Source organism: Sphingomonas sp. LR60, assembly GCF_036855935.1.
Taxonomy (GTDB): Bacteria; Pseudomonadota; Alphaproteobacteria; order Sphingomonadales; family Sphingomonadaceae; genus Sphingomonas.
Map to the genome: position 1 here is coordinate 1,908,897 of NZ_JASPFK010000001.1, position 26,363 is coordinate 1,935,259.

Below are 26,363 nucleotides of genomic sequence, written 5' to 3' on the forward strand. Positions count from 1 at the left end.
TTGCCGCAACGGAAGATCGCGCATAAGGAAACCTTGCGCGATCAAGTGTGTTGAGGCGTCGAGGGTGCGGCTGCGCCCTCACGGGGGAACAGGAGCAGCAATTGACCGAAATCGTGCCGGTGATCCTTTCAGGCGGATCAGGTACTCGCTTGTGGCCGATGTCTCGGCCGGAAAAGCCCAAACAGATGCTCGCACTCACCGCGAGCGAGACGATGTTGCAGTTGACGGCGGCACGCGCGCACGGTGACGCATTCGCCGCACCGATCGTCGTCGCCAATGCCGCGCACGCCGATGCGGTCGAGGATCAGCTCGGCGCGATCGGCACCCTGCCCAGCGCGCTGATCCTCGAGCCCGCCGGGCGCAACACCGCTCCCGCGATCGCGCTTGCCGCGCTCAGCGCCGACGCCGATCAGGCGATGCTGGTGATGCCGTCCGATCACGTCATCGCCGACCGCGAGGCGTTCCACGGCGCGATTCACGCCGCGCTGCCGCTCGTCGAACAGGGCTGGCTCGTCACCTTCGGCATCACCCCCGACGCGCCCGAGACGGGCTACGGCTATATCAAGGTCGGCGAGGAGATCGCCGCCGGGGTCCACCGCGTTGCGCGTTTTGTCGAGAAGCCCAAGCGCGACGTCGCCGAGGCGATGATCGCGTCGGGCGACCATGCCTGGAACGGCGGAATCTTCCTTTTCCGCGCCGACGCCTATCTTGCGGCACTCGAGCAATTCGCGCCCGCGATCGTCGACTCGGCACGTAAGGCGTGCGCCGGTGCGCGCCGCGAGGGTGTGCGAGTCTACCCGGATGCCGATGCGTTCGCCGCCTCGCCCTCCGACTCGATCGACTATGCGGTCATGGAAAAGGCCGATCGTGTCGCAGTCGTCCCGGTCGCGATGGGCTGGAGCGACGTCGGAAGCTGGGACGCACTCCACACGATCAGCGAAGGCGACGCGCGCGGCAACGTCGTTAACGGCGACGTCCTCTTACTAGACAGCAACAACTGCCTCGCGCGCAGCGACGGCGTGCGGATTGCGATGGTCGGGGTCGAGGATCTGATCGTCGTCGCCAGCGGCAACGACGTATTGATCCTGCCGCGCGGCCGCAGTCAGGACGTCAAGCTGTTGCTGGAAGCCATGAAAGGCTGAAGGTTGGGGCGGCGTGGGCTTACATCATTGTCCCCGTCGCCCCGGACTTGATCCGTAACCCCTTCTTCTTCACGCGGACCGGGGCGAAGGAATGAGGCAAGTGAAGGTCGCCCGACCTATCCCAACATCACCCACGCCCAGCACGCTGCCAGCCCCGCGCAGCCAAGCAAGAGCTGCGGCGGACGCAGGCGTGCGAAATGCGCCGGCGCATTCCCGGCCAGCGCCGCTTGGCGGTCGAGCAGCGCGGCCAGCGCATAGCCCGCTGCGAGCAGCGCGAGAGACGTGCTGACGAACGGCACTACCAGCGCCAGTCCCGCGATCGTGAAATAGCCGACGGCCGCGACGACCTCGACCACGGTCGACGCGCGCGGCTTGGCAAACCCGAACCCACGCCGCACGCCGCCGATGAACGACAGGATCAACGCGCCCCATACGATCGCCAGCCGTACCGCGATCATCCCCCAGCCGGGCGCCAGCACCCACGCGCCGATCCCGGCGGCAACGAGCGGGAGCATGGGACCGAAGCCGAACACGATGCTGTCTGTGGGAATACGACTACGCTGCTTCATGATCGCCGAACGCACAGCCGCCGCATCAGTCGCGTGCGAAGATTCCCATGTGGGGGATGGTGAGGTTCAGGGTTGGGAGAAATACGTCATGCGGTTGCGCGAATAGATCGTCACGCCACGACTCCGGGCCGAGCCGCTGCACGACCCGGGTCAGCTCGTTGTCAGGATCGACGAGCACGATCGTGCTGACGGACGGCAAGTTGCGATACGCCGCCAGCTTGCTTCCCGCATCGATCTTGGCTGTCGTTTCCGAGAGTACCTCGAAGATGACAACTGGATCGCTGTAGACCCGCTGTTCCTCGCGTTCGCGCGAAGCAGGATTGCCGCAGAAAACGGTTACGTCTGGATACCTGACCATATCGTCGGCCAGTCGGATGCCCATGTCGGAATTATAGGCCCGACATCCGGTCCCACGCAGTCGCGGCCCAAGATAACTAAGGATGTTCGTCGCCACACGCGAATGCGCTGGCGTTCCGCCCGTCATCATGTGGATGACACCGTCGACCAGTTCGAACTTGCGGTCGCTGCCGAAATCGATCGCGAGGAATTGCTCCACCGTAATCGGCTCGTAGAGGGGGTCGTGGCGCATGCTAGGAATATAGCGGATCGCCCCACGCAAACAAAGGGCCGGCGGATCGCTCCGCCGGCCCTTCGCCGTAACACTCGGGCAGCAGCGGCAAAGCCGCTGCCTTGGACGTCATCCCGGATCGGCGCTGCCGACCGGCTGTCCGCGCCGTGGCGGGTCCTGCGCCAGCCACGCTGGCGCAGGCCGCCCTGGGCTTAGAAGTCCATGCCGCCCATGCCGCCCATGCCGCCGCCGGCGGGCATCGGCGAAGCCTTGTCCTCGGGCAGCTCCGAGACGGTCGCCTCGGTGGTGATCAGCAGACCCGCCACCGATGCGGCGTTCTGAAGCGCGGTGCGCACGACCTTGGTCGGGTCGATCACGCCGGCCTGCACCAGGTTCTCGTAGGTGTCGGTCGCGGCGTTGAAGCCCATCGACGTGTCGTTGCCGTCGAGCAGCTTGCCCGAGACCACCGCACCGTCATGACCGGCGTTCTGCGCGATCTGGCGGACCAGCGAGGTCAGCGACTTGCGGACGATGTCGACGCCGCGCGTCTGGTCGTCGTTCTCGCCGGTCAGGCCGTCGAGCGCCTTCGACGCGTACAGCAGCGCGGTGCCGCCGCCCGGGACGATGCCCTCTTCGACCGCGGCGCGGGTCGCGTGAAGCGCGTCGTCGACGCGATCCTTGCGCTCCTTCACCTCGACCTCGGTCGAACCGCCGACCTTGATGACCGCAACGCCGCCTGCGAGCTTCGCCAGACGCTCCTGGAGCTTCTCGCGGTCGTAGTCGGAGGTGGTCACCTCGATCTGCTGGCGGATCGCCTCGGTACGGCCCTTGATCGAGTCGGCGTCACCGGCACCATCGACGATGATGGTGTTGTCCTTGTCGATCGTCACGCGCTTGGCGGTGCCGAGCATGCCGAGCGTCACGGTCTCCAGCTTGATGCCGAGATCCTCGGAGATCACCTCGCCCTTGGTCAGGATCGCGATGTCTTCCAGCATCGCCTTGCGGCGATCGCCAAAGCCCGGCGCCTTGACCGCTGCGACCTTCAGGCCGCCGCGCAGCTTGTTGACCACCAGCGTGGCGAGCGCCTCGCCCTCGATGTCCTCGGCGATGATCAGCAGCGGACGGCCCGACTGCACCACTGCCTCGAGGATCGGCAGCATCGCCTGCAGCGACGACAGCTTCTTCTCGTGGATGAGAATGTAGGGGTCGTTCAGCTCGACCTGCATCTTTTCCGGGTTGGTGATGAAGTACGGCGACAGATAGCCGCGGTCGAACTGCATACCCTCGACGACGTCCAGCTCGAACTCGAGACCCTTGGCCTCCTCGACGGTGATGACGCCTTCCTTGCCGACCTTCTCCATCGCTTCCGCGATCTTCTCGCCGACCTCACGGTCGCCGTTGGCGGAGATGATGCCGACCTGCGCGACTTCCTGCGAGCCCGAGACGGGCTTGGAACGCGCCTGGATGTCCGCGACGACCTTGATGACCGCGAGGTCGATGCCGCGCTTCAGGTCCATCGGGTTCATGCCGGCCGCGACTGACTTCATGCCCTCGCGGACGATCGCCTGCGCCAGCACGGTGGCGGTGGTGGTGCCGTCGCCCGCGATGTCGTTGGTCTTCGAGGCCACTTCGCGCACCATCTGCGCACCCATGTTCTCGAACTTGTCCTTGAGTTCGATTTCCTTGGCGACCGACACACCGTCCTTGGTGATGCGGGGCGCGCCGAAGCTCTTGTCGATCACGACGTTGCGGCCCTTCGGCCCCAGCGTGACCTTCACCGCGTCGGCGAGGATGTCGACGCCGCGCAGGATGCGCTCGCGCGCGTCACGGCCGAATTTCACGTCCTTGGCTGCCATGTGGCTACCCTTTCAGATGAACGAATGTTGAGAAAGTTGAGGCGTTCGGAAAGCTCAGGCAACGATGCCGAGGATGTCCGATTCCTTCATGATGAGCAGGTCTTCACCGTTGACCTTGACCTCGGTGCCCGACCACTTGCCGAACAGGATGCGGTCACCGGCCTTGACGTCGAGCGGGGCGACCTCGCCCTTGTCGTTCTTGGCGCCCGCACCGGCGGCGACGACTTCGCCTTCCTGCGGCTTTTCCTTGGCGGTGTCGGGGATGATGATCCCGCCGGCCGTCTTCTCTTCCGCCTCGACGCGGCGGACGAGAACACGGTCGTGCAACGGACGAAAGTTCATTGCTCAGTACCCCTCTGAAGGTATGTGACAGTTCTTTGGCACTCGACCCAGCCGAGTGCCAGCTGGTCGCATATGTGGATGACCCCCGCCGGGGTCAACGCCCGCGCGCAAATTTTTGGGAACCGTCGGACGGGCCGTGCGTGCGATCAGGCCGCGTGTGGCGACAGGTGCAGTCGCTCCCGCGCGCTCCACCGCCAGATCAGCAGCGCCGAGACGACGCCGAGCCCGACCGCCAGGCCCCACCAGATTCCTGCTGCGCCCCAGCCGAGCCCGAAGCCGAGCAATAGCGCGGTCCCGAACCCCGCCCCCCAATAACCGGCGATCTGGATCAACATCGGCACGCGCGTGTCCTGCACCCCGCGCAGCACGCCCGCCGCGACGGCTTGCGCGCCGTCGACGAGCTGGAAGATCGCGGCGATCCCCAGCAGCGCCACCGCAAGCGACGCCACCGCCCCCTCGCGCGCCGGATCGACGTACAGACGCACCAGCCAGTGCGGCACCGCCCAGAACACCATCGCACTCAGCGCCATCACCGCGATCCCGGTCACGATCGCGACGTTGCCGGCGCGCGCCACCCACGCGCGGTCGCCCGCACCGAACGCGAAGCCGACGCGGATCGTCGCGGCCTGCGCAAGCCCGAACGGGATCTGGAAGGCGATCGCGGCGATGTTGAGCGCCACGGCATGTGCGTCGATCGCCGCGACCGAAATCAGCCCCATCAGCAGCCCCGCGCCACCGAACAACCCGCCCTCCGCCATCCAGCCGAGCGCGATCGGCGTACCAAGCCGCGCGATCTCCGCCATCCGCGACCATTCGGCGCGCCACCATTTGCCGAGCAGGCGATAGCGCCGCAGCCGGCGATCCTTCAGCAGGATCACGACATAGGCCGCGCAGGTCGCCGTCGAGACGATGGCGCTCGACAAGGCCGAGCCTTCCAGACCCAGCGCCGGGAAACCGGCATTGCCGAACACCAGACACCAATTGGCGAGCACCGCAACGCCCAGCGCCAGCGCGGTGACCATCAGCGCCCAGCCCGGCCGCCCCAGCGCCGCCGCGGTCAGCCGGATCAGCGCCGCGCCGACCGCCGGCAGCACCGCCAGCGAAAGCACCCGGCAGAACGACCCGGCGCGCGCCGCCACCGCCGGGTCCTGACCTGCTAGCCGCAACAGCGGCGCAACGCAGTTGAGCACGGCGATCACCACCACCGAGCCCAGCACCGCCAGCCACATCGCCATCCGGAACGACCGCCGCACCTGCCGCACTGCGCCAACGCGTCGCCCGAGCGCGGCGGCGATCAACGGCTCGGCCGCGCCGACCATCCCGATCAGCCCGAAGCCGAGGATATGGAAGAAGAACACGCCGAGCGTCGCGGCGGCGAACTCGACCGGCCCGAGCCGCGCGACGAACACGACATCCACCGCGAACACCGCCATCTGCAGCAGGTTCGCCCCGATCAGCGGCCCCGCCAACGCCGACAGCGCGCGCAGCTCGCCGCCCAAGTCGGCGGCGGCGCCTGCGTTAGCGGCGCGAAGGTGGCGGGGGCGTTCATCGAGCGAGCCCCTAGCCGAGCCTGTCCGTCATTGCGACCCCGCCCCTCCGCCGTCATCCCCGCGAAGGCGGGGATCCAGACGCGCGGGTCTGGCGATAGAAGCGCGAGGTCCCGAGGTTCTCAATTCCCGCCTTTGCGGGCATGACGGAGAAGGGCGGGAACACGGCCCCGCACCCAACCCTACCATTTACCACCAAAGCGTATTGCCCCCGTCATACACGCCGCGCTACGGTCGCTGCCACGTAATGTAAGGTGGCAGGAACGATGAAGCTGGTACGCGGCGCATGGAAGCTGCTGGTCGGGATCAAGGACGCGCTGGTGCTCGTCGCGATGCTGCTGTTCTTTGCGGCGATCTTCGCCGCGCTCAACGCGCGGCAGCGCCCGACCGCGATCGGCGACGGCGCGCTGGTCCTGAAGTTCGACGGCCCGATCGTCGAACAGCCCGAGGAAGTGCCGCTGACCGCACTGGTCAGCGGTCAGCAGGTCGGCAAGCAATATCGCCTCCGCGACGTGCTGCGCGCGATCGACACCGCGCGCACCGACGACCGCGTCAAGGCGATCGTGCTCGACCTCGATCGCTTCGGCGGCGCGTATCCTGCGGTGCTCGGCGAGGTACAGGCCGCGCTGCTCCGCGCGCGTACCGCGGGCAAGCCGGTGCTCGCCTATGCCACTGCCTATACCGACGGCGGCTACCGCCTCGCCTCGGCCGCGAGCGAGATCTGGATGGACCCGCTGGGCGGCACCTTCTTCGCCGGTCCCGGCGGCAACCAGTTGTTCTACAAGGGGCTGATCGACAAGCTGGGCGTCAACGCGCACGTCTATCGCGTCGGCAAGTTCAAGTCGGCGGTCGAGCCTTATACCCGCACCGATCAGAGCCCCGAGGCGCGCGAGGCGAGCCAGGCACTCTACGGCACATTGTTCGATCAGTGGCGCGAGGCGGTCGCGACCGCGCGTCCCAAGGCGCAGCTCGCGCCGTGGCTGGGCAACCCCGCGCAGCTCGTCACGCAGGCGCAGGGCGACGTATCGCGCGCCAACCTCGCCACCGGGCTGGTCGACAAGCTCGGCGATCGCGTCGCGTTCGGCCGCCGCGTTGCGCAGTTGGCAGGCGGCGACGACAAGAAGATCGCGGGCTGGTTCAAGACCATCAACTACAACGCCTATGTCGCCGCCAACCCGCTCCCCAAGAAGGGTAAGGTCGGCGTGCTGACGATCGCCGGCGAGATCGTCGACGGCGAGGCCGGTCCCGGCAAGGCGGCGGGCGATACGATCTCGAAGCTGCTCTACAACGGGCTGGTCGATAACGACCTCAAGGCGCTCGTGGTGCGCGTCGACTCGCCGGGCGGCTCGGTGCTGGCGTCCGAGAAGATCCGGCTCGCGATCCTCGAGGCGAAGCGCCGCGGGCTGCCAGTCGTCGTCTCGATGGGCGGGCTCGCCGCCTCGGGTGGTTATTGGGTATCGACCCCGGCCGACGTGATCTTCGCCGAACCCGGCACGATCACCGGCTCGATCGGCATCTTCGGGATCATCCCGACCTTCGAGAACACGCTCAAGAAGATCGGCCTGTCGACCGACGGCGTGAGGACCACCCCGCTGTCCGGTCAACCCGACGTGCTCGGCGGCACCACGCCCGAGCTGGACCGGATCGTCCAGGCCGGGATCGAGCATGGCTATCTGCAATTCCTCACCCGCGTGTCGCAGTCGCGCAAGCTGCCGGTCGAGCGCGTCAACGAGATCGGTCAGGGTCGCGTGTGGGTCGGCGGGATCGCACAGCAGCTGAAGCTGGTCGACCGCTTCGGCGGTCTCGACGATGCGGTCGCCGAAGCCGCAAAGCGCGCCAGGCTCGACGATGCGCAGCCGGTGTGGCTGGAGAAGAAGCCCGGCTTCGCGGCGCAGATCGCACAGCAGGTCGCCAACCAGGAAGACGATGACGACGCCAGCGCCCCCGACGCGCTGTCGCGGCTGACATGGCAGCGCCAGCAGGCGTTCGCCGCGGCATTGGGCGATGCGAAGCGGATGCTGGGCGGCGCGGCGGTGCGTGCGCAATGCCTCGAATGCGTCGGGCTCGGCCCGATCGCGGCGCGCGCCGAGGATCGCAACCTGTGGCAGCTCGTCGTCGCGCGGATCGGTCTGTGATGTCGCACGGCCCGATCACGATCCGCGCCGCGACCGGCGACGACGCCGTCGAGATCGCCGCGATCTATGCGCCGTTCGTGCTGTCGGGCACCGTCTCGTTCGAGAACGAGGCGCCTGATGCGGCGGCGATGCGCGACCGCGTCGAGGCGTCGGACGGCTATTATCCGTGGCTGGTCGCCACCAGCGGAGATGCGGTGCTCGCTTATGCCTATGCGACGCGTTTCCGCGACCGTCCGGCGTACCGCTATGTCGTCGAGACCTCGATCTATGTCGGCGGCGCGACCCACGGGCAAGGTGTCGGCCGACTGCTCTACGAGGCGTTGGTCGATACGCTGCGCGCGCAGGGGTTTACGCAGGCGATCGGCGTCATCACCCTGCCCAACGACGCATCGATCACGCTCCACGAAGCCGTCGGCTTCCGCCGCGCGGGCGTGTACCGCGAGGTCGGCTACAAACAGGGCCGCTGGATCGACGTCGGTTTTTGGCAGTGCGAACTGAATGACTCCACGATCCCGCCGATCGAGCCGAAGCCGTTCAGCAAGACGGGGGTACGACGGGACTGACATAGCGATCGATCGACGCTGCCGCCGACGTCCCAAACTCCCGCCGTCGCCCCTGCGTAGGCAGGGGCCTATGTCTGCATCGTACGTCCTGCCGCCTGCCACATGGCCGACGCGACTGTGTCAGATGCCCCACCAAGCCGACGCAGCGATAGGCCCCTGTCTCCGCAAGGGCGACGAGGCGTTAGGGCGCCGGCCGCTCCGCCTGCGCTTCCGCTAGTATCACCGCGAACTTACCCTCAGGGTCGGTCCATTCACGCACCGGCGTCCACCCGCCCGAACGGAGCAGGATACGCGCGTCGCGCTCGCCATATTTGTGGCTGTTCTCGGTATGAATCGACTCACCCGTCGCCACCGCAAAGTCACGACCCTCGACCGTGAAGGCGACATCGCGGGTCGCGACCAGATGCATTTCGATCCGCGCGCGATCGTCGTTCCAGCGTGCCTCGTGCGCGAAGGCGTCGAGCGGGATCGTCCCGTCAAGCTCGCGGTTGATCCGCTCGAGCAAATTACGGTTGAACGCCGCGGTAACCCCCTGCGCATCGTCATAGGCCGGGACCAGCACCGCCGGATCCTTGATCCGGTCCATGCCGATTAGCAGCATCGCCCCCTCACCCAGCGACGCCCGCATCGCGCGCAACAGGTCGACCGCAGCCAGCGGGATCAGATTGCCGATCGTCGACCCCGGAAAGAACCCCAGCTTGGGCGCATCGCTGATCGTGTGCGGCAGGGTCAACGGGCGCGTGAAATCGGCCTCGAACGGCAGCACCAGCAACTCGGGGAATGCGTCCGACAGCTCGCGTGCCGACTGGCGCAGGAACTCGCCCGAGATATCGATCGGCACATAGGAAGACGGCTTCACGCAGCGCAGCACGATCGGCGTCTTGGTCGACGAGCCCGACCCGAACTCGACCACCGCGCGCCCCTCGCCGACGACGTCGCGCAGCTCAGGGCAAAGCCCCTCGAGCAACGCCGTCTCGGTCCGCGTCGGATAATATTCGGGCAAGTCGGTGATCTGCTCGAACAATTGCGAGCCGCGATGATCGTAGAACCAACGTGCGGGGATCGCGCGCGGGCGACGCTCCAACCCGGCGAGCACATCGGCACGGAATTGCGGGTCGGCGAGCGTCACCTGCCCGTCCTCGATCTCAGGCTTCAGCATCAAAGGTCCTTTGCCAGCCGCACGCCGGTGAATTGCCAGCGCTGATGCGGATAGAAGAAGTTGCGATAGCAGGCGCGCGCATGGCCCCGCGGAGTCGCGCAGCTGCCGCCGCGCAGCACGAACTGCCCGTTCATGAACTTGCCATTATATTCGCCGACCGCACCCTCGACGGGGTGGAAGCCGGGATAGGGGCGATACGCCGATCCGGTCCATTCCCACACGTCGCCGAAGAACGCCGGCCCGCCCTCGGACGGTCGCGGCTCGATCGCCCCCGCGCCGTCGAGCTGGTTGCCCGCGCCTGCATCATGCGCCGCCGCGGCGCCTTCCCATTCGAATTCGGTCGGCAAGCGCGCGCCAGCCCAGGTCGCATAGGCATCCGCCTCGTAGAAGCTGATATGCGTCACCGGCGCCGCCGGATCGACCGCGCGTCGCCCGTCGAGTCCGAAGCGCGTCCACGCCCCTTCGCGATGCTCCCAGTACAGCGGCGCGCCGATCCGCTCGCGCTGCACCCACGCCCAGCCGTCCGACAGCCACAGCCGCGCGTCGCGATAGCCGCCGTCGGCGATGAACGCCGCCCATTCGCCATTGGTGACGGTCCGGTCGGCGATCGCATGGGGGTGGAGCAAGGTGCGATGTCGCGGCCCCTCGCAATCGAACCCGAAGCCCCCGCCCTTATGCCCGACCTCGACGACACGCTCGTCGCTCTCGATCCACCCGACTGGTCCCGGCATCGCGACCGGCACCTTGCGCTGCGCCGGCCACACAGCCGGCTCCAGCGGGTTCTCGGAGAAGAGATGCAGCACGTCGGTGACGAGCAATTCCTGATGCTGCTCCTCATGATGGCAACCCAACGCAACCAACTCGAGCGCCGCCGCCGGCAACTCGGCAAAGGCCGCGAGCACCGCCGCATCCACCGCGTGGCGATAGGCCAGCACTTCGTCCAGCGCCGGCCGGGTGATCATCCCGCGCCGTCCGCGTGCATGACGCCGCCCCTCGGCCTCGTAATAGCTGTTGAAAAGAAACGGGAAGCGCGCGTCGTGCAGCGCGTAACCGGGAACGTGATCGCGCAGCACGAAGGTTTCGAAGAACCAGGTCGTATGCGCCAGATGCCATTTCGCCGGAGAGGCGTCGTCCATCGACTGAACGGTGGCGTCGGCATCGGACAGCGGGGCGACCAGCGCCTCGCTCAGCCGCCGCACCTGCGCATAGCGCCGCGCCAACGGGTCGGTCCCGGCGTCACGCCGGGGGAACGCTTCCATGCTCGTCCTCCTGCAGCCACCCGGGAGATCGGGCGCGCACGGGACTGCCTATGCTATCGGTTTGCCCCTGCTACCCACAGAACGTCCCCACCTGTGTTAAGGTTCACCGATCGGCAGGCGACGAAAAGAAAATCCGACAGGCGATTGAGATAGATCAGCGCCTGGGGATTGGCATGCGGGGCGAGCGCGATCGCCGATCGCTCGGCACGGCGCACGATTGCACGCGCCAGATGCAGCGACGCCGCCGCACCGCCGGGCAGCACGAAGCTGGTCAGCGGCGGCACATGCTCGTTGAGCGCATCGATCTCCGCCTCCACCCGCGCGACCTGCGCGGGCACGATCCGCAGCGTCATCTCGCCGGGCTCATAATCGTCACCCGGCGTCGCGAGATCGGCGCCGAGATCGAACAAATCGTTCTGCACGCGGGTCAGTTGCTCGGCCAAGGCAGTGTCGCCGATGCCGGCGATCGCGACCCCGATCGCGCTGTTCGCCTCGTCGACATCGCCGATCGCCTGCATCCGCGCATCGGTCTTCGCGATGCGGCTGCCGTCCGACAGCCCGGTCGTGCCTTCGTCGCCGGTGCGCGTATAGATGCGATTGAGCCGGACCATCAGGTGCGCCCGGCGGCGAACAGGATCACGACGACGATCAACACGGCCAGCGCCTGATAGAAGATGCGCATCTGCATCATCCGGTTGGATTTGAGCTGCGCCGCGGTCGGCCCCTCGCCGCGCGCCTCGGCCGACGCGCTCTGGAGGAACGAGACGATGCCGCGCACCAGCGCGACCACCGTGGCGATCATCGCCGCGACCAGCAGGATGATGAGAAAGGTATTCATAAACCGAAGCTAAGACGCGGCGGCGCAAACGGCAATGGGCCGCGCTCCCCGTTCTGAGCCCGTCGCCCCTGCGAAGGCAGGGGCCCGTGGCTGTCGCGTAGAAGAAGAAGGCCGACAGACATCGGACCGCCCATGGTCAGGCCGCCCACCAGGCCGAAGGAGCCATAGGCCCCTGCCTCCACAGGTGCCAGCAAGAGTTAGCCCGCCCCCGCCCGCAACGTCGCCGCGACCTCCGCCCCCTCCACCCCAGCCTCGCGCAATGACGCAAGGGTTGGCGCCCCATGCCGCTTCGCCAGCCGAGCGCCACCCGCCCCCACCAGCAGGTCGTGATGCCACCAGCGCGGCACCGGCAGCCCAAGCAACGCCTGCAACACGCGGTGCACGTGCGTCGCCTCGAACAGGTCGCGCCCACGCACCACATCGGTCACCCCCTGCTCCGCATCATCGATCGTCACCGCGAGATGATAGCTGGCCGGCGCATCCTTGCGCGCCAGCACGACATCGCCCTGCGCCAGCGCTTCGTTCGCCACCACCTGCCCATGGTCGGTCCAGGACAAATCCCCGCACCGCGCGACCGCCGCCGCCATGTCGATCCGCCAGCAATGCGGCGCATCGCGCTGCGGCGTCCCGCGACACGTCCCCGGATATGCCGCCACCGCGCCATGTGGCGCGCTCAATGCCTCAGCGATCTCCGCACGGGTGCAATAACAACGATATAGCAGCCCCATCTCGCGCAGGCTCTTAAGCACCGCAGCATAGCTAACGAGCCGCGCCGACTGGAAGACCACCTCACCGTCCCAGCTCAGTCCGAGCCATTGCAGGTCCGCGACGATCATCGCGACATGCTCGGCGCGGCTCCGCGTGCCGTCGATATCCTCAATCCGCAGCAGAAACCGCCCGCCGCGTTCGCGCGCGAAATCATGCGCCCTAATCGCCGAGAAGGCGTGCCCCATGTGCAGCCGCCCGGTCGGCGATGGCGCGAAACGGGTGACGACGCTCATGTCCGGCGATGTGCGCCGTGCCGCGCCTGCCGACAAGAGGGTGACGTTTCGCAAGATCGCGCGTTAGGTAGCGCTTATGACCGAACCCACGCCCCCGTCGCCGCCACCCGCCCGCATAGCTTCACGATGCACGGCATCACGATCGACGATCCCTGGGCCTGGCTGAAGGACCCGAACTATCCCGACGTCACCGACAAGCAGGTGCTCGCCTATCTCGAGGAAGAGAACGCCTATTTCGAGGCACAGATGGCGCCGCACCGCCCGCTGGTCGACCGTCTCTACGAAGAGATGAAGGCGCGCATCAAGGAGGACGAGAGCAGCGTCCCGCAGAAGGATGGCGACCATCTCTACTGGACCGCGTTCGAAACCGGCGGCCAGTATCGCAAATGGTGGCGCAAGCCGGTCGCGGGCGGCCCCGACGAACTCTTGCTCGACGAACCCACGCTTGCCGACGGCAAGGAATATTTTCGGCTTGGCGCCTTCTCGCTCTCGAACGATGCGAGCAAGCTGGCCTATGCCATTGACGACAATGGCTCCGAGCGGTTCACGATCCACGTCAAGGACCTGACCACCGGCGAACTGCTCTCCGACACGATCCCCGGCATGTTGTCCGAGATCGTCTGGACCGCCGACGACAGCGGCTTCCTCTACGGGCTCGCCAACAAGGAATGGCGCACCGACAATGCGCGCTTCCACCGGCTCGGCACCGACCCGGCCGAGGACGTCCAGCTGTACCACGAGGATGACGAAGGCTATCGGGTCGCGGTCGGCGAGACCAGCGACCGCAAGTGGATCGTCATCGGCACCGGCGATCACGTCACCAGCGAGATCCGGCTGCTCCCGGCCGATAACCCGTTCGCCGATCCGATCCTGATCGCACCGCGCCAGTCAGGACGCGAATATGACGTCGACACGCATGGCGACACGTTGTTCATCCACACCAACGACACTGATCCGATGTGGCGGCTGGTCACCGCGCCGATCGCTTCACCCGGCGAATGGACCGAGCGGATTGCGCCATCCGCGCATTTCTACATGACCGGCGTCGAGTGTTTCCAGGACTTCTTCATCGTCGAGGGGCGCGAAGACGGGCTCGATCAGGTCGAGATCCACGCCTACGATCCGGCCGCCGCGCCGCGCCGCATCCCCTTTCCCGAAGCGAGCTATGCCGCCGGCCTTGGCGATAATCCTGAGTATGATCAGAGCGTTCTGCGGCTCGGCTACGAATCCATGGTAACCCCCGGCACCGTCTACGATTACGACACCACGACCGGCGACCTCACCACGTTGAAAGTGCAGGAAATCCCCAGCGGCTATGACGCCGCAAGATACGATACGCAGCGGCTGAAGATCACCGCGCGCGACGGCACCGCGGTGCCGGTGTCGATCGTCTACCCGCGTGACTTTCCGCGCGATAGGTCACGGCCATTGTTCCTCTATGCTTATGGCGCCTACGGCCATGCAATCCCGCCGGGATTCGCGACCGGCATCCTCAGCCTGCTCGACCGTGGCTTCGCCTATGCGATCGCGCACATCCGCGGCGGCGATGACCTCGGGCAGCAATGGTATCACGACGGCAAGCTCGAGAAGCGCACCAATACCTTCAACGACTTCGTCGATGTTGCGGAGGCGCTGGTCGAACAAGGCTGGACCAGTGAGGGGCGGATCGCGATCGCCGGACGCTCTGCGGGTGGCGAGCTGATGGGCGCGGTCGTCAATTCCGATCCCCAACTTTGGGGCGCAGTCATCGCCGACGTACCGTTCGTCGACGTTCTCAACACGATGCTTGACGAAACCCTGCCGCTCACGCCGGGCGAATGGCCCGAATGGGGCAATCCGATCGAGGACCAGGCAGCGTTCGAACTGATCCGCAGCTATTCGCCATATGACAATGTAAAGGCACAGGATTATCCGCCGATGCTCATTTCGGGCGGGCTCAATGATCCGCGCGTGACCTATTGGGAGCCCGCCAAATGGGCCGCCAGGCTCCGCGCCACCAAGACCGACGACAACGTCCTGCTGCTCAAGACCAACATGGGCGCGGGGCACGGCGGCAAGTCTGGACGGTTCGAGAGCCTGCGCGAGGCCGCCGAGGAACATGCCTTCGTGCTCTGGCAATTGGGTGTGGAGGGGTGACTCGACACCGGCCTGCAGTCCGGGCAAGGTTCCACCCGTTCGCCCTGAGCCTGTCGAAGGGCGTGCCTCCGGTCACGTGCTTCGACAAGCTCAGCACGAACGGAATGGGGGATAAGTACCAGCATCTGCCAGACTTGACGCCCCGATGACGATCGAGGCGATCGTCGCGCGCTACGGTCTCGCCGCGCTCTTCGCCGGCGCGGCGCTCGAGGGTGAGGCGGCGGTGATGGCGGGCGGAATTCTCGCCCATAAGGGACTGCTGTCGCTGCCGCTGGCGATGCTCGCCGCCGGGCTGGGATCGTACACCGCGGATCAGGCATGGTTCTACGCCGGCCGGCATTTCCGCGACCACAAATGGATCGCCGCGGCGCGCGCCAAGCCCGCCTTCGCACGCGCCATCGCCGCGTTCGAGCGCCACCCTACCGCGTTCATCTTCGCCTTTCGCTTTCTCTATGGCCTGCGCACGGTCAGCCCGATCGCGATCGGCTCCACCAACGTGTCGGCGCGGCGCTTCGCGATCGTCAACGGCGTGTCCGCGACCTGTTGGGCGATCCTGTTCACCGGGATCGGCGATCTGTTCGGGCACGGCTTCGAGCAATTGCTCGGCAGGATCGTCGCCGACCGGCATCTGTGGTGGGCGGTCGGCGCTGTAGTGGCCGCGGGGATCGCCTTCGCCGGCTGGCGCTGGTACAAGGCGCGCCACGCATGACCTTCACCCAGACCTTCATCGCGCAACCCGCCGACATCGACGAACTCGGCCACGTCAACAACGCCGTCTGGGTGCGCTGGATACAGGAGCTGTCGGTCGCGCATTGGGCGGCGATCGCGCCGCCTGCGCATCAGGCGGCCTATGTCTGGATGATCACGCGCCACGTCATCGATTATCGCGGTAACGTCGTGGAAGGTGAGACGGTGACGGGCGAAACCTGGGTCCCGGACCCGCCACGCGGCGCCCGCTTCGACCGCCACTTCCGCTTCCTCGGCACCGACGGCAAGCTGCGCGTCGAGGGCATCACGACATGGGCACTGCTCGATCGCGCGAGCGGGCGGCTGTTACGGATCACACCAGAAATCGCCGCGCCGTTTCTGGCTTCAACGTCATTGCGAGCGTAGCGATGCAATCCAGGGCGTCCTGATCCAACCCTGGATTGCGTCGCTACGCTCGCCATGACGAGGCGGCGGAGGCCGTCACCAGCCCCCGCCACTTCGCGCCGTAAACTCAGGCGTTTGCCGGCTGCTTCTCGCCGATCACCTTCAACAGATCGTCGAACGACTTGGAGAAGCTCGCCACGCCTTCCTCGACCAGCGTCTTGGTCACGCCGTCCAGATCCAGCCCGAGCCGCGCCTGCTCTTCGATCACGTGCCGCGCGCCCTCGACATCCTGTGTCAGGGTCTGCGCCACTGTCCCATGATCGCGGAACGCATCCATCGTCTTGGGCGGCATCGTGTTGACCGTCTCCGGCCCGATCAGCTCGTCGATATACAGGGTATCGGGATAATCGGGGTTCTTGGTCCCGGTCGATGCCCACAGCAACCGTTGCGGCTGAGCACCCTTGGCGGCCAGCTTCTGCCAGCGGTCCGACGCTATGAACTCCTGATACCAGGCATAGGCCAGCTTGGCATTGGCGATCGCCACCTTGCCCTTCAACGCCTTCGCCTCGTCGCCGCCCGTGCCTGCATCGATCGCATCGTCGATCTTGGCATCGATGCGGCTGACGAAGAAGCTGGCGACGCTCGCGATCCGGTCGATGGGCAGGTCCTTGCCGACGCGCTCTTCCAGCCCTTCGACATAGGCCATCGCGACCTTCTTATACGCCTCGACCCCGAACAGCAGCGTCACGTTGACGTTGATCCCCTTGGCGATCGTGTCGCGGATCGCGCGGACGCCATCGTCGGTGCCGGGGATCTTGATCATCAGGTTCGGCCGGTCGACCGCCTTCCACAGCCGCTCGGCCTCCTCGGCGGTTTCCGGGCCCTTCAGCGCCAGATACGGCGACACCTCGAGGCTGACATAGCCGTCCTTGGCATCCAGACGGTCATAGACCGGACGCAGCGTGTCGCACGCCGCCTGGATATCCTTGATCGCCTGCGCTTCGTAGCGCGCCATCGGTTCCGCGCCAGGATTCGCCTTGTCGAACTCGGCAAAGCCCGCGTCATACGCGTCGCCCGCGCCCATCGCCTTCTCGAAGATCGTCGGGTTGGAAGTGACCCCGGTCAGCCCGTCCTCGTCGACCAGCTTCTGCAAGCCGCCCTGCTCGAGGAACTTGCGATCGACGAAGTCCAGCCACACCGCAGTGCCGGCGTTGCTGAGGTCCTGTAGCTTGCTCATCTGCTCTCTCCGGTCTGTCATCCCCGCGCGGGCGGGGATCCATGTCTCTCACCGCGCACGGTGTCGCTCGCCGATATAGTCATGGGCCCCTGCCTTCGCAGGGGCGACACTTACGCCATCGCTTCCTTCGCCACCTTCACGACATTCTCGACCGTGAAGCCGAACTTGTCCGCCAGCTTGGCGAGCGGCGCCGACGCACCGAAGGTCGACATCGTGACCTGCCGCCCTTCAAAACCGACATAGCGATCCCAGCCGAGCGACCCGGCCATCTCGATCGCCACCCGCGCCTTCACGGCCTTGGGCAACACGCTCTCCTTATAGGCGGCGTCCTGCAGCTCGTAGCGATACCAGCTCGGCATCGACACGACGCGCGCCTTCACGCCCTCGGCGACCAACTTCTCGTAAGCCTGCACCGCCAGCGACACTTCCGAGCCGGTCGCGATCAGGATCACCTCGGGGGTCTCGTCGCCCCCCGCCAGCACGTACGCGCCCTTCTCGACGCCATCCGCGCTCGCATATTTGCTGCGGTCGAGCGTCGGCAGCGCCTGCCGCGACAGGATCAGCGCCGCCGGGGTGCTCGCATCCTTCATCACCGCCCGCCATGCCGCCGCGACCTCGTTGGCGTCGCCCGGACGCAACGTATCGATTCCCGGGATCGCGCGCAGCGTCGCGAGATGCTCGATCGGCTGGTGGGTCGGCCCATCCTCGCCCACGCCGATCGAGTCGTGCGTGAACACCCAGACCGCGCCGATTTCCATGATCGCCGACAGCCGCACCGGCGCGCGCATATAATCGAGGAAGACCAGGAAGGTGGAGCCGTAGGCGCGCAAGTGTGACAGCGCCATGCCGTTCACCACCGCGCCCATGCCATGCTCGCGCACGCCGAAGTGCAGGTTCGTGCCGCCGTAATTGTCGGCCTCGAACGAGGGTGCGCCCTTGATGTCGGTCTTGGTCGAGGGCGACAGGTCGGCAGAGCCACCGAGCAGCCACGGCACCTTCTTGACGATCGCGTTCAGCACCTTGCCGCCAGCGTCGCGGCTCGCCACACCCTTCTCGTCGGCCTCGAAGGTCGGGATCTCGCTGTCCCAATCCGCCGGCAATTCGTCCTTGAGCAGCAGGTCGAGCTCGCCCGCCAGTTCGGCATGTTCGCCGCGATACTTGTCGAACAACGCGACCCACTCATCGCGTGCCTTGCCGCCGCGGTCCTTCACCGCCTTGCCGAACGCTTCTTTCACGCCCTCGGGCACGAAGAAGTCCTCTGCCGGCCAGCCGTACGCTTCCTTGGTCTTGGCGATATTCTCGGCGCCCAGCGGCTCGCCATGCGCCTTCTCGCTGCCCGCGCGCGGCGAACCCCAGCCGATCACCGACTTCACGACGATCAGCGTCGGTGCCTCGGTCTCCTCACGAAAAGCCTCAAGCGCTTCGCTCAGCGCCTTGATATCGTTGGCGTCGTCGACATGGATCACGTTCCAGCCATAGGCATGGAAGCGCGCGCCCACGTCCTCGTCGAACGCCAGATCGGTATCGCCTTCGATCGAGATCTGGTTGCTGTCGTAGATCCAGCACAGGTTGCTGAGCTTGAGATGCCCGGCCAACGATGCCGCCTCCGACGAGACGCCTTCCATCATGTCGCCATCGCCGCACACGACATAGACGTCATGGTCGAACAACGCGAAGCCCGGACGATTGTAGCGTGCCGCCAGCCAACGCTCGGCGATCGCCATCCCGACCGAATTGCCGCAGCCGGCACCTAGCGGACCGGTGGTCGTCTCGACCCCGGTGGTGTGACGATATTCGGGGTGCCCGGGCGTCTTGGACGAAAGCTGGCGGAACTGCTTGATGTCGTCCAGCGACATCGCCGGCTTGCCGGTCTTCTTCCCCTCGGCGTCGATCTCTTCGACCCCGGCGAGATACAGCAGCGAGTACAGCAGCATCGAGGCATGGCCGACCGACAGCACGAAGCGGTCGCGGTTCGGCCAGTCGGCATGGGCGGGATCATAGCGCAGGAATTGCGTCCAGATCGTCCAGCCGACCGGCGCCAGCGCCATCGGCGTACCGGGGTGGCCCGAATTGGCTTTTTGCACGGCGTCCATCGACAGCGTGCGGATCGTGTCGATCTGCAGCCGCTCCGGGCTGCCGTCCTCGTGTAAACCGGCGGGCGAGCTGGCGGTATCGGTCATGCAATCCTCATGTCGGGAGTCACGGGGTCGAACGCACCGGCGCGACGCCGGTTGCCGAGTCCCGCTTCCCTTAGGGTCTGCACTCGATCGCAACAAGGATCGTGATCGCCTCTGGAAGGCCGCCCACGAGGAGCGAAGCGCAGTCGGGTAGCTGCGCTACCCGCAAGCAAGCGACGATGCTGGGCGGACTTCCAGAGGCGACCGCGAAGCGGCGGGCGGCTTTGGCGCCAAGCGGCGTCGCGCCTCGGTCACGATGCTTTGGCATCGCTCCCTCCTTGCTCCTGGCCTGGCGCCAAAATCCGCTCCGTCACGACCTTGTTGCGACCGAATGCAGGCCCTAACCGCTGAGGTCCGCGCGTTCCAGCCGCGTAACGACGCCGTCGTCCGCGACATAGGTCGCATCCACCTCGTCGAGGAACAGGCCGTGCCCCAGCACGCCGGGTGTCGCATCCAGCGCTGCGGCCAGCCCACGCGCATCGGGAAAGGCCGCGAAGCGCGCATCCAGCACGAGGTTGCCGTTGTCGGTCACGCCGTCGCGCACCGTCACCGCCGCGTCGAGCATCGCCAGCCGCTCGGCGACATAGGCGCGCGCAAACGGCAGCACCTCGACCGGCAGCTTGGCCGCGCCGATCGCCGCCACCCGCTTCGATGCGTCGGCGATCACCACCATCCGCGTCGAGGCCGCCGCGACGACCTTCTCGCGCAGCATCGCGCCGCCCGCGCCCTTGATCGCCCACAGTCGCGCGTCGATCTCGTCGGCACCGTCGATCGTCAGGTCGACCCGTGCGATCGTCGCGAAGTCGCGCACGACGATGCCGAGCGCGCCGGCCTTCGCCGCGCTGTCGTGGCTCGTCGACACCGCTTCGATGCGCAACCCCTCCGCGACCCGCCGCGCCAGCGCCTCGATCGCGAAGCGAACCGTCGATCCCGTGCCCAGCCCGACGAGCATCCCGTCGCGGACCTCGCCCACCGCCGCCTCCGCGGCCAACCTCTTGTCATCGTCCTGCATCGTGCCTCCGGACCGCAACAGCGCTCAACGATCGCGAGAGTTCAACATGCGACCTCCACCGCGGCCAAGACTTCGATGTGGAGAGCATCGTCATTGCGAGCGCAGCGAAGCAATCCAGGGCCACACGCAAGCCCCTTCGGATTGCTGCTACATCAGACCTTATCGGGCCGCCCATGGCCCTCCGTCCCCGCCTCGTGCCGAAACGGATGCAGCAACTCCGCCGCGATCCCGCCTTCGATCGGCGCGTCGATCCCGTACACCGGCGGCCAACGATCGTTCGGCAGGTGCAGCGTCCCGAACAGCCGGTCGATCCACGGGAACATCGCCGCGTAGTTGCGATCACGCCCCTCGGCACCGTTGGTATGGTGCCAGTGATGGAAGGCCGGGGTCGCCGCGACCTGCTCCAACCAGCCGAACCGCCACCGCACATTGGCATGGACCAGGAACGACCACACCGTCCCGACCAGCGTGACGTAAACCGGGATAATCGCATCCGCGCCGCTCGCCTGCGTGCTCGCCAGCCCCAATGCATAGACCGGCACCAGCCCGCACAGCCGCACGAAGACGATGTCGAGCGGATGCGCGCGGGTGTTGACCAGCCAGTCGATATGCTCGACCGAGTGATGTATCGCGTGGAACCGCCATAGGAACGGGACCTCATGGCACCAACGATGCGCCCAATAGGCGCCGACCTCACTGACCAACAACGCCGCGATCAGCTTCGCCGCGAACGGAAGGGTCGCGATCCATGCGGTGTAGGATGCGGGCGTCACCTTCGTCAGCAGCACCGCCACCATCGCCATGACCGGCGCGATGATGACGCCGGCAGCAGGCTGTTGAGGAAATAATAGGCCAGGTTGGCAAACCGCCACCGGCCGCGTCGCTCATGCAGGCTGAACAGCCACTCGAGCGGCACGAACAGCAGCGCCAGCAGCAGCAGCCACACGCTCAGCCGTATCACGTCGATCACCATGCTCGACAGTGTCATCACCCGCCCCCGATGCCGCCCCGCTATCCCGCGCGGACCGTCAAGAAACGATGAAGCGGCGGCGTGCCGGGAAAGCACGCCGCCGCCGTCACCTCGGCCGATCGCCGACGATCAGACCAGCTGCGTGCGGGTCCGGTCGCTCGGCTTGCGGCGACGCATCGCTGCGCCGACCACGCCGAGGCCCAGGATCATCGTCATCCACGTGCCCGGCTCCGGCACCGCGCCCATCAGCGAGACGTTGTCGAGCAGCAGCGCCGGCGGCAGCCCGGTCGGGGTGCCCTGCGCCAGGAACGACAGCGTCTGGGTGGTGCCGGTCGCGGTGAAGTTCAGCGACTCCGTCTTCCAGCCCGAGAAGCCCTTCGGCGCCACGGTCAGCGTTTGGGTCGAATGCGTCTCGCCACCCAGCGACACATCGAAGCGCTGCGTCGTCTGGCCATCCTGCGTGAACCAGGTCACGCCCGCCCAGTCGAACGACACCGTATACAGCTTGCCGACTTCCAGGCCGGTGATGGCTTGGCTGACAGTGCCGTGATAGTTCGCGTCACCGTCGAGCAGCAGGTAGTTGTACCCGTGCTTGTCGAAGTTCGCGCCGCTGTAACCGATGGCCGACAGGTTGTTGGTGTACGTGCCCATATTGTTGGTCACGCTCGTCGAAATGCTGCCCAGCTGACCGAAGATATGATCATGGTCGTTGTTCAGCGAGTAGAAACCGTCGCCGTCCGGGCCGTCGCCCTGGATCAGGAAGTTATAGCCATAACCGGTGTAGTGCGTGGCGGGATCGAAAGACTGGTTGGTCCAGTCGTTGACCTGGTTGCCCTTGAACTGGCGGCTACCGTCCACGCTGCTCTGCTCGAACCCGCCGTTCTTGACGAGGTTCTGCGCCGATGCGTTACCGGCGAGCAGCATCATGGCCGCAGCGGCCAATAGGTACGTCTTCATTTTTCTTGCCCCCCACGACAGCGGCAATGCGCCGTGTCTTGGCGGTCGCCGATAAAGAGTTGCGGAGAAAATGGTCAACGCGGCATCCATCACGCCGCAAAAAGCGAAATACGTAGGTTTCAATGCCTTGCAGCCACCGCGTCCCTGATTGAGACACATGTCATCTATCGCCGCCGCAGTTTCTCCGACGAAAGTCTCGGATGCCGGGCGGCACCTAACGCCGGCGCGCGACATTTCGATGACGCTGTTGTCGGCAACGCGCATCGGTCCGCCAGATGGCGACATGCCCTTCAGCCCGCCGATCCTTGATGTCGGCGGCAGGTCTGGGATCACACCGGACGCGTGCGTGTCTGGCCGCTCGCCCGGCAGCAGCGCGACGTCGCACCCCGCTCAGCATCATCGTCCTGCGCGCGGCCGCCCCTTCGCCGGTCAGCTTGGAAGGCGGTTTCCGAACAGCGTGACGATAGAACTTACCAGCTTCTCGACCGCTTCGTCACGCCGCCCGGTCGGCTCGGTGGTCTTCTCGCGCGCCGGGTCAGCCGCCGCGTCGCCGTGATGCGAGTCCTTGGCCGCTCGCGCCACCGCAGCGGTCATCGCCGCGCCCGCCACCGCGGTCAGTGCGCCCGCGATCGCCTGCCGCCCCGCCGGCCCCTGCACCTGCTCGATCAGCTTCTCGCCCGCCTTGCGCAGCTCCTTGGGCACCTTCACGCCCAGCACTTCCTTGGGCAGCTTGCCCTTCTTCTTCTTCGCCATCGTGTCGCCTCCTGACCGTGACACTCATATAAGACACCGCCAGCGCCTCGCAACCGTGTCGCTCACCAAGCGTCTTGCCGCAGTGCGGCACCCGCCCCACATCGCGCGCTTGCCGCCGGGCTGGACGCGGCCGAACAGATATGGAACAAACTCCCTCATGGCATTGACGACGATCTCCGTCCGCGGCGCGCGCGAGCACAACCTCAAGGACGTGAGCGTCGATATTCCGCGCGATACGCTGACGGTCATCACCGGCCTCTCGGGGTCGGGAAAGTCCAGCCTCGCCTTCGACACCATCTATGCCGAGGGGCAGCGCCGCTACGTCGAATCGCTTTCGGCCTATGCGCGCCAGTTCCTCGAGCTGATGCAGAAGCCCGACGTCGACCATATCGAGGGCCTGTCGCCCGCGATCTCGATCGAGCAGAAGACGACCAGCCGCAACCCGCGCTCGACCGTGGCGACCGTCACCGAAATCTACGATTACATGCGCCTGCTCTGGGCGCGCGTCGGCGTCCCCTATTCGCCCGTCACCGGCCTGCCGATCGCCGCGCAGACCGTCAGCCAGATGGTCGACCGCGTCATGGCGCTCCCCGAAGGCACGCGGCTCTATTTGCTCGCCCCCGTCGTCCGCGGCCGCAAGGGCGAGTATCGCAAGGAACTGGCCGAGTGGCAGAAGGCGGGCTTCACCCGCGTCCGCATCGACGGCACGATCCACGAGATCGACGAAGCCCCCGCGCTCGACAAGAAGTACAAGCACGATATCGAGGTTGTGGTCGACCGCCTCGCGGTCAACGAAAACGCCGCCACCCGCCTCGCCGACAGTTTCGAGACCGCGCTGAAACTCGCCGACGGCCTCGCCTACATCGACCCCGCCGACCCGGTCGAGCCGCGCACCCCCGAAAGCGTCGTCCTCGGCGACCACGCTCCCCCGGGCCGCATTGTCTTCTCCGAAAAGTTCGCCTGCCCTGTCAGCGGCTTCACCATCGCCGAGATCGAGCCGCGGCTCTTCTCGTTCAACGCCCCGCAAGGCGCGTGCCCGGCCTGCGACGGGCTCGGCGAGAAATTGGTGTTCGACGAAGACCTCGTCGTCCCCAACCACGAATTGTCGATCAAGAAGGGCGCGGTCGTCCCCTGGGCGAAGTCCAACCCGCCCTCGCCTTACTACATGCAGGTGATGGCCAGCCTCGCGCGCGAATTCGGCTTCTCGCTCGACACGCCGTGGAGCGAGCTGCACCCCGAGATCGCCGACAAGGTCCTCTACGGCACCGAGGGCCAGGCGGTGACGCTGACCTTCATCGACGGCAAGAAGAGCTACGACGTCAAGAAGCCGTTCGAGGGCGTGATCGGCAACCTCAACCGCCGCCTGCTCCAGACCGAGAGCGCGTGGATGAAGGAGGAGCTGTCCAAATATCAGTCGAGCCAGCCGTGCGAGGTTTGCAAGGGCGCGCGGCTCAAGCCCGAGGCGCTCGCGGTCAAGATCGCCAATGAGGACATAAGCCACGCCACCCGGTTGAGCGTGGTCGACGCGCTCGCCTTCTTCACCGACCTGCCCAACCACCTCGGCGACCAGCAGCGCGCGATCGCCGAGCGCATCCTGAAAGAGATCATCGAGCGGCTCGGCTTCCTCAACAACGTCGGGCTCGACTATCTCAACCTCGACCGCACCAGCGGCACCCTGTCGGGCGGCGAGAGCCAGCGCATCCGCCTCGCCTCGCAGATCGGCAGCGGGCTGTCGGGCGTGCTCTACGTCCTCGACGAGCCGTCGATCGGCCTTCACCAGCGCGACAACGACATGCTGCTCGCCACGCTGCGCCGCCTGCGCGACCTCGGCAACACCGTGATCGTCGTCGAGCATGACGAGGACGCCATCCGCATGGCCGATTACGTCATCGACATGGGGCCCGGCGCAGGCGTCCACGGCGGGCAGATCGTGGCGCAGGGCACCGTCAAGCAATTGCTGAAGAGCAAGACCTCGGTCACCGCCGATTACCTCAACGGCACGCGCGAAGTCGCGGTCCCGGCCAAGCGCCGCAAGGGGTCGGGCAAGAAGCTCACCGTCCACAACGCCACCGCCAACAATCTGACCGGCGTCACCGCGTCGATCCCGCTCGGCACCTTCGCCTGCATCACCGGCGTGTCGGGGTCGGGCAAGTCGAGCTTCACGATCGACACGCTCTATGCCGCCGCGGCGCGCACGCTCAACGGCGCGCGCATCCTGGCGGGCAAGCACGACAAGATCACCGGGCTCCAGCATCTCGACAAGGTCATCGACATCGACCAGTCGCCGATCGGCCGCACCCCGCGCTCCAACCCCGCCACCTATACAGGCGCGTTCACGCAGATCCGCGACTGGTTCGCCGGGCTGCCGGAATCGCTGGCGCGCGGCTACAAGCCCGGCCGCTTCAGCTTCAACGTCAAGGGCGGGCGGTGCGAGGCGTGCCAGGGCGACGGCGTGCTCAAGATCGAGATGCACTTCCTCCCCGACGTCTATGTCACCTGCGACGTCTGCCACGGCGCGCGCTACAATCGCGAGACGCTGGAGGTGAAGCACAAGGGCCACAGCATCGCCGACGTCCTCGACATGACCGTCGAGGACGCCGCGAGCTTCTTCGCCAACGTCCCCCCGATCCGCGACAAGATGGCGATGCTGGTCGAGGTCGGGCTCGGCTACGTCAAGGTCGGGCAACAGGCCACGACCTTGTCGGGCGGCGAAGCGCAGCGCGTGAAGCTCGCCAAGGAACTCAGCCGCCGCGCCACCGGCAACACGCTGTATATCCTCGACGAACCCACCACCGGCCTGCATTTCGAGGACGTCCGCAAGCTGCTGGAGGTGCTCCATGCCTTGGTCGAGCAAGGCAACACCGTGGTGGTGATCGAACACAACCTCGACGTCATCAAGACCGCCGACTGGATCGTCGACCTGGGGCCGGAAGGCGGCGTGAAGGGCGGCGAGATCGTCGCTGCCGGCACGCCCGAGGAGGTGGTGAAGGAACCGCGGAGCTTTACGGGGCGGTATCTAGCGCCGTTGTTGCGTGGGTGACACCCAGCTC

Annotated in this window: 24 protein-coding genes; 7 read left to right on the plus strand and 17 right to left on the minus strand. The window is 66.5% G+C overall.

The annotated features are described in order from the left end of the window. Positions 1-113 precede the first annotated feature (113 nt). Positions 114-1,142, plus strand: coding sequence for a mannose-1-phosphate guanylyltransferase/mannose-6-phosphate isomerase (locus tag QP166_RS08800; RefSeq protein ID WP_333917303.1), 1,029 nt, complete (start codon positions 114-116; stop codon positions 1,140-1,142). Positions 1,143-1,258: 116 nt separating this feature from the next. Here QP166_RS08800 and QP166_RS08805 read toward each other — a convergent pair whose 3' ends face one another. From QP166_RS08805 to QP166_RS08825, 5 genes are all read right to left on the minus strand, one after another. Further along, a complete protein-coding gene (locus QP166_RS08805; RefSeq protein WP_333915573.1) occupies positions 1,259-1,711 on the minus strand; it encodes a DUF3429 domain-containing protein in 453 nt (150 codons plus the stop codon). A gap of 25 nt (positions 1,712-1,736) precedes the next feature. After that, a complete protein-coding gene (locus QP166_RS08810; protein WP_333915574.1) occupies positions 1,737-2,300 on the minus strand; it encodes a Uma2 family endonuclease in 564 nt (187 codons plus the stop codon). 191 nt (positions 2,301-2,491) lie between these two features. After that, entirely contained in the window at positions 2,492-4,135 is a 1,644-nt protein-coding gene (gene groL / locus QP166_RS08815; RefSeq protein ID WP_333915575.1) for a chaperonin GroEL, read from the minus strand. A gap of 54 nt (positions 4,136-4,189) precedes the next feature. Then, positions 4,190-4,477: a co-chaperone GroES gene (gene groES / locus QP166_RS08820; RefSeq protein ID WP_333915576.1), complete on the minus strand. Its 288-nt coding sequence runs from the start codon at positions 4,475-4,477 to the stop codon at positions 4,190-4,192. Between the two features lie 146 nt (positions 4,478-4,623). Continuing rightward, positions 4,624-5,976 carry an MATE family efflux transporter gene (locus tag QP166_RS08825; protein ID WP_333915577.1) on the minus strand — a complete coding sequence of 451 codons (1,353 nt, stop codon included), beginning with the start codon at positions 5,974-5,976 and terminating at the stop codon, positions 4,624-4,626. 314 nt (positions 5,977-6,290) lie between these two features. On the opposite strand from QP166_RS08825, the gene sppA reads away from it, so the two are divergent. Next, positions 6,291-8,159, plus strand: coding sequence for a signal peptide peptidase SppA (gene sppA / locus QP166_RS08830; protein WP_333915579.1), 1,869 nt, complete (start codon positions 6,291-6,293; stop codon positions 8,157-8,159). Beyond that, positions 8,159-8,722 carry a GNAT family N-acetyltransferase gene (locus tag QP166_RS08835; RefSeq protein ID WP_333915580.1) on the plus strand — a complete coding sequence of 188 codons (564 nt, stop codon included), beginning with the start codon at positions 8,159-8,161 and terminating at the stop codon, positions 8,720-8,722. Before sppA ends, QP166_RS08835 begins: the two co-directional genes overlap by 1 nt. 181 nt (positions 8,723-8,903) lie before the next feature. Here the strand turns inward: QP166_RS08835 and egtD are convergent, their stop codons facing one another. The 5 genes from egtD to gluQRS all read right to left on the minus strand — a co-directional run bounded on the left by egtD (position 8,904) and on the right by gluQRS (position 12,979). Then, entirely contained in the window at positions 8,904-9,881 is a 978-nt protein-coding gene (gene egtD / locus QP166_RS08840; protein WP_333915581.1) for an L-histidine N(alpha)-methyltransferase, read from the minus strand. Then, entirely contained in the window at positions 9,881-11,140 is a 1,260-nt protein-coding gene (gene egtB, locus QP166_RS08845; RefSeq protein WP_333915582.1) for an ergothioneine biosynthesis protein EgtB, read from the minus strand. The genes egtD and egtB overlap by 1 nt, the downstream gene beginning before the upstream one ends. Positions 11,141-11,193: 53 nt before the next feature. After that, positions 11,194-11,751 (minus strand): cob(I)yrinic acid a,c-diamide adenosyltransferase, encoded by a 558-nt coding sequence (locus QP166_RS08850; protein WP_333915583.1) that lies wholly within the window; start codon positions 11,749-11,751, stop codon positions 11,194-11,196. After that, on the minus strand, positions 11,751-11,978 hold the full coding sequence (locus QP166_RS08855; protein WP_333915584.1) for a twin transmembrane helix small protein: 228 nt from the start codon (positions 11,976-11,978) through the stop codon (positions 11,751-11,753). Before QP166_RS08855 ends, QP166_RS08850 begins: the two co-directional genes overlap by 1 nt. Before the next feature lie 197 nt (positions 11,979-12,175). Next, a complete protein-coding gene (gene gluQRS, locus QP166_RS08860) occupies positions 12,176-12,979 on the minus strand; it encodes a tRNA glutamyl-Q(34) synthetase GluQRS (RefSeq protein WP_333915585.1) in 804 nt (267 codons plus the stop codon). Positions 12,980-13,105: 126 nt separating this feature from the next. Here gluQRS and QP166_RS08865 point away from each other — a divergent pair, with 126 nt between their 5' ends. The 3 genes from QP166_RS08865 to QP166_RS08875 all read left to right on the plus strand — a co-directional run bounded on the left by QP166_RS08865 (position 13,106) and on the right by QP166_RS08875 (position 16,228). After that, on the plus strand, positions 13,106-15,115 hold the full coding sequence (locus QP166_RS08865) for a S9 family peptidase (protein ID WP_333915586.1): 2,010 nt from the start codon (positions 13,106-13,108) through the stop codon (positions 15,113-15,115). A 145-nt stretch (positions 15,116-15,260) separates the two neighbouring features. Further along, the gene (locus tag QP166_RS08870) at positions 15,261-15,824 is read left to right on the plus strand and encodes a DedA family protein (RefSeq protein ID WP_333915587.1); all 564 of its coding nucleotides are present in this window, start codon (positions 15,261-15,263) and stop codon (positions 15,822-15,824) included. Then, complete coding sequence (locus QP166_RS08875) at positions 15,821-16,228, plus strand: acyl-CoA thioesterase (protein ID WP_333915588.1); 408 nt, start codon at positions 15,821-15,823, stop codon at positions 16,226-16,228. Before QP166_RS08870 ends, QP166_RS08875 begins: the two co-directional genes overlap by 4 nt. Before the next feature lie 106 nt (positions 16,229-16,334). On the opposite strand, the gene tal is transcribed toward QP166_RS08875, so the two are convergent. The 7 genes from tal to QP166_RS08910 all read right to left on the minus strand — a co-directional run bounded on the left by tal (position 16,335) and on the right by QP166_RS08910 (position 23,313). Continuing rightward, positions 16,335-17,444: a transaldolase gene (gene tal, locus QP166_RS08880; RefSeq protein WP_333915589.1), complete on the minus strand. Its 1,110-nt coding sequence runs from the start codon at positions 17,442-17,444 to the stop codon at positions 16,335-16,337. 110 nt (positions 17,445-17,554) lie between these two features. Further along, positions 17,555-19,624, minus strand: a complete 2,070-nt coding sequence (gene tkt, locus QP166_RS08885; RefSeq protein ID WP_333915590.1) for a transketolase — start codon at positions 19,622-19,624, stop codon at positions 17,555-17,557. A gap of 337 nt (positions 19,625-19,961) precedes the next feature. After that, a complete protein-coding gene (gene rpiA, locus QP166_RS08890; RefSeq protein WP_333915591.1) occupies positions 19,962-20,633 on the minus strand; it encodes a ribose-5-phosphate isomerase RpiA in 672 nt (223 codons plus the stop codon). Between the two features lie 152 nt (positions 20,634-20,785). Further along, complete coding sequence (locus QP166_RS08895) at positions 20,786-21,436, minus strand: sterol desaturase family protein (protein WP_333915592.1); 651 nt, start codon at positions 21,434-21,436, stop codon at positions 20,786-20,788. After that, on the minus strand, positions 21,412-21,621 hold the full coding sequence (locus tag QP166_RS08900) for a hypothetical protein (protein ID WP_333915593.1): 210 nt from the start codon (positions 21,619-21,621) through the stop codon (positions 21,412-21,414). The genes QP166_RS08895 and QP166_RS08900 overlap by 25 nt, the downstream gene beginning before the upstream one ends. A gap of 111 nt (positions 21,622-21,732) precedes the next feature. After that, the gene (locus tag QP166_RS08905) at positions 21,733-22,893 is read right to left on the minus strand and encodes a PEPxxWA-CTERM sorting domain-containing protein (protein WP_333915594.1); all 1,161 of its coding nucleotides are present in this window, start codon (positions 22,891-22,893) and stop codon (positions 21,733-21,735) included. 96 nt (positions 22,894-22,989) lie between these two features. Continuing rightward, positions 22,990-23,313, minus strand: coding sequence for a hypothetical protein (locus QP166_RS08910; protein ID WP_333915595.1), 324 nt, complete (start codon positions 23,311-23,313; stop codon positions 22,990-22,992). Positions 23,314-23,470: 157 nt separating this feature from the next. Between QP166_RS08910 and uvrA the strand changes: the two genes are divergently transcribed. Next, positions 23,471-26,353, plus strand: coding sequence for an excinuclease ABC subunit UvrA (gene uvrA, locus QP166_RS08915; RefSeq protein ID WP_333915596.1), 2,883 nt, complete (start codon positions 23,471-23,473; stop codon positions 26,351-26,353). Positions 26,354-26,363: the final 10 nt, after the last annotated feature.